Source organism: Salinicola sp. MIT1003 (genome assembly GCF_001858555.1).
Lineage (GTDB): Bacteria > Pseudomonadota > Gammaproteobacteria > Pseudomonadales > Halomonadaceae > Salinicola > Salinicola salarius.
In genome coordinates this window covers 174,456-182,282 of sequence record NZ_MCAP01000057.1, presented here as the reverse complement: position 1 = coordinate 182,282, position 7,827 = coordinate 174,456, and the positions used below count along the sequence as shown (strand labels likewise).

At 63.6% G+C, this 7,827-nt stretch carries 7 protein-coding genes; 1 reads left to right on the top strand and 6 read right to left on the bottom strand.

Annotation, left to right across the window (positions count from 1 at the left end; all coding sequences use genetic code 11):
- Positions 1-153 precede the first annotated feature (153 nt).
- The 6 genes from BC443_RS15895 to BC443_RS15870 form a co-directional block, all read right to left on the bottom strand.
- Positions 154-1,320: an alpha-hydroxy acid oxidase gene (locus tag BC443_RS15895; RefSeq protein ID WP_071232799.1), complete on the bottom strand. Its 1,167-nt coding sequence runs from the start codon at positions 1,318-1,320 to the stop codon at positions 154-156.
- 89 nt (positions 1,321-1,409) lie between these two features.
- Positions 1,410-2,333 carry a dihydrodipicolinate synthase family protein gene (locus BC443_RS15890; protein ID WP_071232798.1) on the bottom strand — a complete coding sequence of 308 codons (924 nt, stop codon included), beginning with the start codon at positions 2,331-2,333 and terminating at the stop codon, positions 1,410-1,412.
- 80 nt (positions 2,334-2,413) lie between these two features.
- Complete coding sequence (locus BC443_RS15885; RefSeq protein ID WP_071232797.1) at positions 2,414-3,535, bottom strand: mandelate racemase/muconate lactonizing enzyme family protein; 1,122 nt, start codon at positions 3,533-3,535, stop codon at positions 2,414-2,416.
- 72 nt (positions 3,536-3,607) lie between these two features.
- Positions 3,608-5,116, bottom strand: coding sequence for a tripartite tricarboxylate transporter permease (locus BC443_RS15880; protein WP_071232796.1), 1,509 nt, complete (start codon positions 5,114-5,116; stop codon positions 3,608-3,610).
- A gap of 78 nt (positions 5,117-5,194) precedes the next feature.
- Positions 5,195-5,674 carry a tripartite tricarboxylate transporter TctB family protein gene (locus BC443_RS15875; RefSeq protein WP_071232795.1) on the bottom strand — a complete coding sequence of 160 codons (480 nt, stop codon included), beginning with the start codon at positions 5,672-5,674 and terminating at the stop codon, positions 5,195-5,197.
- Positions 5,675-5,706: 32 nt separating this feature from the next.
- A complete protein-coding gene (locus BC443_RS15870) occupies positions 5,707-6,687 on the bottom strand; it encodes a tripartite tricarboxylate transporter substrate binding protein (protein ID WP_083387464.1) in 981 nt (326 codons plus the stop codon).
- Positions 6,688-7,036: 349 nt separating this feature from the next.
- Here BC443_RS15870 and BC443_RS15865 point away from each other — a divergent pair, with 349 nt between their 5' ends.
- On the top strand, positions 7,037-7,765 hold the full coding sequence (locus BC443_RS15865) for a GntR family transcriptional regulator (protein WP_083387463.1): 729 nt from the start codon (positions 7,037-7,039) through the stop codon (positions 7,763-7,765).
- The last annotated feature ends 62 nt before the right edge of the window (positions 7,766-7,827 follow it).

The following is a 7,827-nucleotide window of genomic DNA, read 5'->3' as shown; positions in this document are numbered from 1 at the left end:
AGAGATGGCGATAGCAGTAAGTCATGGCAACACCGTACCTGATGGCTCACGTGTTGCACTTGGTCATTGAGACCGCCGAATTTGCCGCAGAGTAATGTTTTTAAACGTTATTGTGATTTTTAGTAATCAAAGACGATCTTTCTACATTGCCGGCTAACGAACTTCCCGCAGCCGGCTCTTGTCCATCTGCTGGATTTCCGTGATGCCGAGAAGTGCCATATCCCGCGCAATTTCCTCCCGCATCAGATGAATCGCGTGTTCGACGCCCGCTTCCCCGGCGTAGGCCGCCGCGTAGTTGAAAGGCCTGCCGAAGAAAACGAATCGCGCGCCCAGCGCGAGCGCTTTCAGCACATCGGTACCGCGCCGGAATCCGCTGTCGATCATGACGGGATAGTCGCCGACAGCCTCGACGACGTCGGGCAGTGCCCGTAACGGGGCGATCGTGCCATCCAGTTGCCTGCCGCCGTGATTGGAGACGATGATGCCATCGGCGCCGTGATCCTTGGCGCGCTTCGCATCTTCGGGGTGCAGGATGCCTTTGACGACCAGGTTGCCCGGCCAGCGTTCCCGTACCAGTGCGAGATAGTCCCAGTCGAGATGGGTGCGTCCCGAGAAGTCGCGATTGACGTTCCGCGAGATGACCGGAATGCCTCGGGTGGCGTGGTTGTTCTCGAAGTGGGGGATGCCGTGGTGGCGAAGCGTCTTGTAGAAGGTGCCATAGAGCCAGCGGGGCTTGAGCAGCCCATCCAGTGCCAGGCGGGCACTGGGGCGAATCGGCGACGAGAAGCCGCTGCGCCGGTTGTTGTCGGGGTTGGGCGGCACCGCGTAGTCGACGGTGATGACCAGGTTACGAAATCCCGCTCGCTCGATGCGCTCGAGCAGCGCCTCGATGCCGGGCCGGTCCCCCGGCAGATAGGCCTGGAACCAATCGCTGCCGTCGATCTTCGCCACTTCTTCCATCGGGATCAGCGACGACCCGCTCATGATCATCGGCACCTCGGCCCGCGACGCCGCGCGAGCCAGCGCCAGATCGCCGCGATAGGCCGACAGCGCGCTGATCCCCATCGGGGCGATGCCGAACGGTGCGGCATAACGCGTGCCCAGCAGTTCGGTCTCGAGCGAGACGCGGGAGACATTCCTTAGCGCCCGCGGCACGAAGCAGTAGTCATCGAAGGCCGCGCGGTTGGCGGCCAGGCTCTTGCCCTCTTCCGCCGCGTTGGCGACGTATCCGTAGATCGGCCGGGGAAGATGGCGCTTGCCGGCGCGTTCGAGATCCAGGAAGTTGCGAATACGGGACAGGCGGCGTTGTTGGCGCGTCACGAATGATCCTTACGCGTGGAAAAGGGAAAAGAGTCCTACGGCGATGTCAGGCTTTACAAGAAAAGTCGGCGAGCGATGCCGGCAAGCCGTCATCCCTTCAGCCCCGGCATCACGAAGTCGACCCCTGCCAGCGTCGTCAGCAGCCTGTCGCGCTGGCCGTCGTCGAGCGAGACCAGTGGCGGCCGCAGGCGATCCCAGGCGGGATCGCCGCTGAAATGGGCGGTGGCGGCCTTGAGCGCCGGAATCATCGGCACGCTCTCGAAAATATCGCGAATCTCGTTCAACGCCTGCTGGCGTGCGTCGGCGTCATCCTCGCGCCAGCTGGCACCCAGCGCCGAAATCGCACGGGGATTGACGTTGGCCGTGGCGCTGATGCACCCGGCGCCGCCGGCCCGCAGCGTGGGCAGCAGGAAGCGTTCGCTGCCCGCGTAGACGCGAAACCCCTGCGCGCCGAAGGCGTCGATGACGGACTGGGTGTTGGCCCAGTCGCCGGAGCTGTCCTTGATTCCTGCCACGACCTCGGGATAGCGCTTCAACAGGCGCTCGATCAGTCCCAGTCCGATCGGCACCTGCGCCACCGGCGGAATATGGTAGAGATAGAGCCGCAGCCGCTCGTCGCCGACCCGCTCGATCACCTCGCTGTAGAACCGGAACAGCCCCTCCTCCGAGACGCCCTTGTAGTAGAACGGCGGCAGCATCAGCACGCCACCCACGCCCTGGTTAACGGCATGGCGTGTCAGGGTCACGCTATCGGGTATCGAACAGCAGCCGGTACCCGGCATCAGACGGCTCGTGTCGAGCCCCGCCGCGACCAGATGATCGAGCAGGTCGAGACGCTCCTGCACCGACAGCGAGTTGGCCTCGGAGTTGGTGCCGAAGATGGCCAGCCCGACATCGTTGGCCATCAGCCAGCGGCAGTGCTCGACGAAGCGCGCGGCATCGGGAGAGAGATCATCATTGAACGGCGTGATGACCGGAGAGAGTACGGTACCGCAGGGCGCATTCGACGACATGAGCACGGACCTCTGGCAGGCAGGTGGTGGATGTGAAAGCAGTCGACCAAGCTATCAATCGATCCAAGTTATCGATCGACTCAGGACCAGGGCTCGACAGCGTAGCGCGACAGCGCCTCCTCGTCGAAGTCGAATCCCAATCCTGGCGTCTGGGGTAGATTCAGCCGTCCGTCACTGAAGGTCAACTGCGTATCGATCAGCCTACGGAAGTTAAGCACTTGATCGTCGGCGAAAAATTCGACGAAAGGCGCATTCGGCGTTGAACCGACCAGATGCACGTGTAGATCGTGGAACCAGTGCGGGCAGATCTCCACGCCGTAGCTGGCTGCCGTGGCCGCGATACGACGGAACTCCGTCACCCCGCCACAGACCGCCGCATCGGTCTGCAGGATCATCGCCGCCTCCTTGTCCAACAGTTCCTTGAAGCGCCACCGACCGGCTTCGATCTCGCCGGTTGCCACCGGGATCGGCGTGCGCTCGGCCAGGCGACGATGGTTGTCGATATCGTCGGGGCTGAACGGCTCCTCGATCCAATAGGGCGAATAGGGCTCGGCCATGCGCGCGAACGCCAGGGCCGAAGGAAGATCGCGCCAGGCGTTGTTGGCGTCCATCATCAACAGCACGTCGGGGCCGATCGCCTCGCGAACCGCCGCCAGCCGTGCCTCTTCGCCGGCCAGATCTTCGCGCCCCACCTTCATCTTGACCGCCTTGAAGCCCTTCTCGACGTAGCCGGTCATCTCTTCCGCCAGCCTGGCCGGCGTCTTGCCGTCGAGGTAATAGCCGCCGCTGGCGTAGGCCGCCACGCTGTGCTCGTCGCTGGCGCCGAGAAACTTGTAGAGCGGTAGGTTGGCGGCGCGGGCGTTGCGGTCCCACAGCGCCACGTCGAGGATACTCAGCGCTCGCATCACCGAGCCGGTGCGGCCATGCAGCAGCCCTTCCTGGTACATCTCTTGCCACAGCCCCTCGACGCGATGCGCGTCCTGCCCCATCAGCACCGGCTTGAGCAGGTCGCGTACCGCCTGCGTCACCAGATGGCCGGCGTTGTTGCCGCCGTAGCAGAAGCCAATACCGCTGATACCGTCGTCGCCGGTCACCTTGACCAGCGCGTAGTCGCGCTTGAGCACCTGCCGGTTGGAAAAGCTGGTCGGATTATCCAGCGCGACGTTGACCGTTCGCGCCTGCACATCGGTAATTCTCGTCATCGTTCATCTCTCCAGAAAGGGGGCTAACCCGGGTGTGATCAATCCACGCGTCTTGAATACATGCGTCCTGAATCAACTCTGTTTCAGGCGGCGCTTGAGCGGCAGACGCAGCCAGCGGAAGAACGGGGTCGCCTGCAGGATCGAAAGCAGCGCCAGGATCAGCAGCACGGTGGCAATCGGGCTTTCCAGGAAAACGCCGAAGCTGTCGTTGCCGATCAGCATCGACTGCTGGAAGCTGGTCTCCATCACCGGCCCCAGGATCAGGCCGATCACCATCGGCGCCGGGGAGACGCCGGCCTTGCTCATCCAGTAGCCGAACAACCCGAAGCCCAGCATCAGCCCGACATCGAACAGGCTGTTATTGATCGCGAAGGCGCCGATGATGCAGAGCGTCAGAATCGCGCAGGCGATGAAGCCGTCGGGGATCTTGGTCACCGAGACGCTCATCTTGGTAAACGCCAGCCCCACCACCAGCAGGGCGATGTTGGCGAGAATTACTGCCCAGATCAGGGTGTAGGTGACATCGCCGTAATCGGTGAGCAGATTGGGGCCGGGCAGGATGCCCTGCACCATCAGCGCGCCCAGCAGGATCGCCGTGGAAGAGCTCCCCGGAATCCCGAGGGCGATGGTGGGAATCAACGCACCGCCGACGACCGCATTGTTGGCGGCCTCCGGCGCGGCAACGCCGGCGATCTCTCCCTTGCCGAAGCGGCTCTTGTCCTTGGCGAAGCGCTTGGCCTCGTTGTAGGCGAACCAGCTGGCGGTATCGCCACCGGTGCCGGGGATCAGCCCCACGACGATGCCGATGCCGCTGGAACGCAGGATATTGGGCATCAGCTGCCTGATGGTGCTCCAACGTGGCATCAAGCGGTCGGTGATACGGCTCGCCACCTTGTTGCCGCGATGGGAGTTCTCGATCAGCGTCAGCGCCTGGGGCACCGAGAACAGCCCGATCAGCGCCACCGTGAAATCGATCCCGGCGAACAGGTTGATCTGATCGAAGGTCATGCGTGGCGTGCCGGTGGTCAGATCCATCCCCACGGTGCTGAGCAGCAGCCCCAGCCCGCCGGAAAGCAGACCGCTGATCACCGATCCCTGCGCCAGCGAACCGATGATGGTGATGCCCAGCACAGCGATGGCGAACAGCTCGACCGGACCGAACTCGAGCACCAGCGTGCCGAGCAGCGGTGCCGCCGTCAGCAGCGCGATGCCGCTCATCAGCCCGCCGAAGAACGAGGCGAACAGCGAGACCCCCAGCGCCTGGCCCGCCTTGCCCTGCTGCGAGAGCGGGAAGCCGTCGAGAACGGTCGCCGCCGCCGAGGGCGTGCCGGGAGTACGCAGCAGAATCGCGGCGATGGAGCCGCCGTAGGACGCCCCCACGTAGAGCGAAGCCAGCATGCTCAGCCCGGTCGCCGGGTCGAAGCTGAACGTCAGCGGCAACAGCAGCGCCAGCGCCATCGTCGCCGACAGCCCCGGCATCGCCCCGACGAACAGCCCCAGCAGCGTGCCGCCGAGAATGCAGGCAATGTTGTTGAAGCTGAGCACATTGGTCAGCCCGATCATTACCAAAGAGGAATCCATGCGCGTCTACTCTCCTGCGCTCGAACCGAGCGTCGTGGCCGCCAGTGCTGGCGAGGGCTTACCAGTGCTGGCGAAGACTCAAAGAAAGCTCGGCAGCAGCGGGATCGGCAGACCCAGGAACTGCACGAACACCAGGCACACCATGGCGATCAGGATCGCACCGGCGATCAGCGCGAAGGTCCACTTCACGGTGCGCAGGATCGCCAGCGCCAGGATCATGAACAGTGCCGTGGCCAGCACGTAGCCGAGCGTCGTCATCGACGCGACATACCCCACCGCCAGCAGGAAGATGGCGACGACCGCCCCCCAGCGCTTGGGCGCCGGTGATGCCTCGTCCGCTTCCCGGCCGGCTGGCTCGGCGGCGGTGCCGCCAGTGGCCGGCGCGCGACGCTGCAGCCGCAGTTCGCTGGCCACCATCGCCAGCGACAGCAGCCCGACGGCGACTGCGTAGATCATCGGCATCTGGGCGGCGGCGCGGGGGTAATCGCTGGCGTCGAAGAAGAAGACGCCGGCCACGACGATGCCAAACACTCCCAGCAGCAAACGACTGACGTTCATGGCGTCCTCCTCGTCGGGTATCGATCGGCCACTCAGCGGCCGACCTCGTCCTTGACCGATTCCCAGATGTCGCGGTAATCGCTCTCCATCTGGTCGATCATGGCGCGGTAGTCATCGCCAGTGACGACATCGAGGTTCATGGCGCGCTTTTCCGCCTGGGCCTGGAAGTCGGGCTCCTGCGCCAGCGTCTCGAATGCCTCGATCAGCTGCTGGCGGGCCTCATCCGGAATGCCCGCCGGCGCGCTGTAACCCCGCGAGGAACCCGCCACCACGTCGACCCCCTTCTCCTTCATGGTGGGCACGTCCGGCAGGCTGGGCAGCCGCTTCTCGGCGAACACCGCCAGCGCCCGAAGGTTGCCGGACTCGATCTGGCCGTAGACGTTGCCCACGTTGTTGAAGCTGGCATCGATCTTGCCGCCCATGGCCGCTGTCGCGGACGGGCCATCGCCCTGGAAAGGCACCTTCTTGAAGGAGAGACCCTTGGCCTGCTCGAGCAGGATGGTAGTGAAGAAATCGTCACCACCGACGCCGGAATTGCCGATGGTCACCGTACCCGGGCTCTGCTCGGCGGCTTCGAAGAGATCCTCGATGGTCTGGTAGGGGCTGTCGGCATTGACGACGACGATGCCCGGATCGGTCACCACGTTGGCGATCGGCGTCATCTCGTCGGTGTTGTAGGTGATGGCGTCGTTCATGATGTAGTTGGTCATCAGCATCGGCGTGTTGGTGATGCTGATGATGCTGCCATCGTTGGGCGACTGCTTGGCCAGCCGCGTCCAGGCGACGGCCCCGGTGGCGCCGGGCATGTATTCGTTGACGAAATCGACGCCGAGGATCTCGCTCAGGCGCGGCTGCACCAGCTGAGCCAGGGCATCACTCCCGCCTCCCGGCTTGAATCCTTGCAGAACGGTGACTTCATCGCCTCCCACATAATCGGCGGCTTGCGCCAGGGGAGACAGGCTGATGGCGACGGCGGTGGCCGTCAGCCAGTGGCGAAGGGCTTTGGCGTGCATGATCGATTCCTCTCTGACGGAGTCTGTTTGTCGTTGTCGTACCTAGCCTTGTCTTGCCTACTCTTTGGCTTACCTACTCTTTGGCTTACCTACTCTTGTCGTGCCAAAGAGAACGTATTAATTTATCGATCAGATTGTCAATAATATTACCGCCAATAGAGACTAAAGCAGTAACGGCGTACAAAATGGTCCTAAAGGCCGCGAAATCGCCATCATCCGGCGAACAGGCGTGGCAGAATCGATTCTGCAACCGGCGGACTGACCAGCGGCGGCGCTTGCTCCATGCCTGCCCTGCTGAAGACAATGGCCAACCGGATGACGGGAACTACATCGTGACGGGAACACATTCATGCCAAAACGGGACAACGCCAAACCGAGCAGCGCCGACACGGACCGATACCTCGTCGGCGAGCAAGCTGAGACGGTTGCCGAAACGGCCAGCGTGACCGATATCGTGTCGGCCATCGAAGAGGACATCGTGCTCAATCGCGTGCATCCGAAGGAGCGGCTGGTCGAGGAAGACCTGATGCAGCGCTTCGCCGGCAAGCGCCACGTGGTGCGCCAGGCGCTGTTTCAGCTCGAGAATGCCGGCCTGGTGGAGCGCATCAAGAATCGCGGCGCTTTCGTCAAATCCTATACGCCGGAAGAGGTGGAAGGGATCTACGTCATGCGCGAACTGCTGGAGGAGGCCGCCGCGGATCGCATCCCGATGCCGGCGCCGCCCGCGCTGATCGAGGCGCTGACCGCCATCCAGTCGCGACACAGCGCAGCCGTGGAGAGCGGCGATCTGCGTGCGGTATTCCATCAGAACATCGCCTTTCACCGCACGCTGTTCGCCGCCTGCGGCAACGAGTATCTCTCCGACACCATCAACGAATTCGCCCAGAAGGCACATGCCATCCGTTTCATCGGCACCACCGACCGCCAGTCCATCCTGCTGGCCCGCGACGAACATCTCGCCATGATCGACGCGCTCGAACGGCAGGACCGCACCGAACTACACCGCCTCTGCTACCAGCACCTGCAGCCGTCCAAGGAGCGCTACCTGCACCTCTACCGGCTCCGGGAAGGCGGCTGAGGCGGGTAGTCGGCCGCGATGACCGCAGGCAATAGGCACGACGGGGCCGCGAAGCGGCCCGG